Source organism: Synechococcus sp. R5-12 (assembly GCF_047502655.1).
In the GTDB taxonomy this organism is placed as follows: domain Bacteria; phylum Cyanobacteriota; class Cyanobacteriia; order Thermostichales; family Thermostichaceae; genus Thermostichus.
Genome location: NZ_JANSIM010000247.1, coordinates 1 through 2,511, shown reverse-complemented (window position 1 = coordinate 2,511; position 2,511 = coordinate 1). Strand labels below are relative to the sequence as shown.

2 protein-coding genes are annotated in these 2,511 nt (G+C 59.9%); one reads left to right on the top strand and one right to left on the bottom strand.

Features of this window, described 5'->3' with window-relative positions:
* Window positions 1–57: 57 nt before the first annotated feature.
* Window positions 58–447, top strand: a complete 390-nt coding sequence (locus tag NW843_RS12590; RefSeq protein WP_414400000.1) for a hypothetical protein — start codon at window positions 58–60, stop codon at window positions 445–447.
* 62 nt (window positions 448–509) lie between these two features.
* On the opposite strand, the gene treZ is transcribed toward NW843_RS12590, so the two are convergent.
* Window positions 510–2,372 (bottom strand): malto-oligosyltrehalose trehalohydrolase, encoded by a 1,863-nt coding sequence (gene treZ, locus NW843_RS12585; RefSeq protein WP_414523109.1) that lies wholly within the window; start codon window positions 2,370–2,372, stop codon window positions 510–512.
* Window positions 2,373–2,511: the final 139 nt, after the last annotated feature.

Sequence of the window (2,511 nt, the reverse complement as noted above, 5' to 3'; positions counted from 1 at the left end):
AGCCCGCCCTGTACTGCGAAGCAGTCAGGGTCGGGTAGTTTACTGTAGGAGTTAGCCATGGTTATTCTCGACTACAGCGATGCAGAGAGTGGCTTCTGGGCTTCGACTCCTCAGGGTTTGGTGGAGGTGATCAGGTTTCAGAATCACTTCTACGCCCGTCGGCAAGTGTACAAACGCGCCCAAGACGCGATATCTGCCTGTTGCGCCGACATTGAAAGGGGATTTCTTAGCATTGTGGTGCAGTTTGAGAATCACGCGGAAGTGTGGGCTCAACTGTCGCCGGGCGTACCCGTGCAGTCCCAACCAGAGGCTGCTCCTACGGGCAACCCTGCCAAGCCCAAGCTGACCTATCGCGGCCAACCGGTGAGCAAACCTTCCCGAAATCCCAGCCTCGCCCGCAGGCCCTTGCCTGACTCCCTCTATTTCCGCGGCGCGAAGATCGGCTAGACCGTTTCCGTTTGCCAGGTCTGGAGCGGTCGAGATTTCCCTTCTGGCCGCAGCCATCTGCGTTAGCGGTGCAAAGCACCATAGAGGCCCACCCCATAGCCCAGTACCTCAACCGGATCCCCTTGGCTTTCTGCCGGCAGTTGGGATCCCTTTCCCAACCACTGGGTCTCATGGCTGTCCAAAAGTTTTTCCCAGGTGCCGCTGGGCCATTGGGTATAGGTGACTGGCTGATCGGGGCTGAAATTGAAAAGGGCAAGCAAAGCCTGGGATCCCTGGCGGCGGTGCAGAGCTAGGCCAGAGTTGGAAAAGAGCTCCACTTCCACCCCGTCCCGCTCCAGATGCTGGAGGGCCGGCTGGGTTTTGCGCAGCCGGATCAGGGCCTGGTACCACTTCCAGAGAACCTGGTGGTGACCGGCTTTTTTCAAGTCCCAATTCAGCTTGGAGCGCAGGAAAGTCTCCTCAGCTTGGGGATCCGGCGGCTCTCCCTGCCAGGCAAAGGCGCTGAACTCGCGGCGGCGTCCCTGTCGTACCGCTTCCACCAGGTCGGGATCCCCGTGGCTGACAAAATACAGAAATGGCGCCACTTCCCCATACTCTTCCCCCATAAATAGCAGCGGCAGCATGGGAGCTAGCAGCAGGGCAGCGGCAGCCAATTTGAGGCCCTCGAAAGAGGTGAGCTGGCTAAGGCGCTCTCCCAGCCTGCGGTTGCCCACCTGGTCGTGGTTTTGAATGCAGACCACAAATTGGGATCCCGGTCGCCCAACAGCGGAGTTGCCGTGACGCCTGGCGCGGTAGCAGGAGTACTGGCCAGAATAAACGTAGCTCTCCCGGTAAGCCTTGGCCAGGTGCTCCAATTCGCCAAAGTCCTGGTAGTAGCCTGTCTTTTCCCCGGTAAGCAGGGTGTGAAGTGAGTGGTGGAAGTCATCGCACCACTGGGCATCTAGCCCGTAGCCCCCTTGCTCTCGGGGGGTGATGAGGCGGACATCGTTGAGGTCGCTTTCGGCAATGAGAACCCTGGGCCGGCCAGTGCGAGCTTCTAGGGCATCCACCTGCTCTGCCAATTCCTGCAAGAAGGGGTAGGCGCTGAAGTCGTAGATGGCATGCACCGCGTCCAGCCGCAGCCCATCGAGATGAAACTCCTCCAGCCAGTACTCGGCGTTTTGTAGGAAAAACTCTCGCACGCCGTCAGAATAGCGGTCGTCGAAGTTGAGGGCATCCCCCCAAGGGGTGTGGTACTTGTCGGTGAAGTAGGGGCCAAAATCCCGCAGGTAGTTCCCCTCCGGCCCCAGGTGGTTGTAGACCACATCCAAGATGACGGCCAAACCCAGTTGGTGGCAGGCATTGACTAGGGCTTTGAAGCCTGCCGCTCCTCCATAGCTGGTCTGCACCGCGTAGGGGTAGACGCCGTCGTAGCCCCAGTTGCGCTCTCCTGGAAACTGGGCCACCGGCATCAGCTCCAGCACGTTTACCCCCAACTCCACCAACTCCGGCAGGCGAGGGATCAGAGCAGCAAAGGTGCCCTCAGGGGTAAAGGTGCCCACATGCAGCTCGTAGAGGATCCACTGAGACAGGGGGATCCCCTTCCACCCCTGATCCTGCCAGTCGAAGTGGGGATCCACCACCCGCGAAGGGCCGTGGACGCCGTAGGGCTGGCAGCGGGAAGCGGGATCCGGCCGCTCCACTACCCCTGCTGAGGTGTGCAGGCGGTAGAGGTAGTCCACTGGCCCAGGTGGGATCCCGTCCACCTCCCCCTGCCAATAGCCCTGCTCATCCCGCACTAGAGTAAAGCAACGTTGGACAGGGCTGAGCAGCTTCAGCTCCACCTGCTCAACCAAGGGCGCCCACACCGAGAAGTGATAGCAGCCTGAGCCCAGGGGATAGGCGCCCATCCGCCCGGCCTGGAAGAAAGGAGAAGCCTGCAACACAGAATCTATCCCGCAACTCGGCTTCCACTATAGCGAGCATGCCTGGCAAAAGCCGGAGAGTGGGTTTTTGGCTTCTCCTCTGCCATAGTGGAATGGGTCTGATACATTTACGCTGAACACTGCTGAACATCACTGTTCA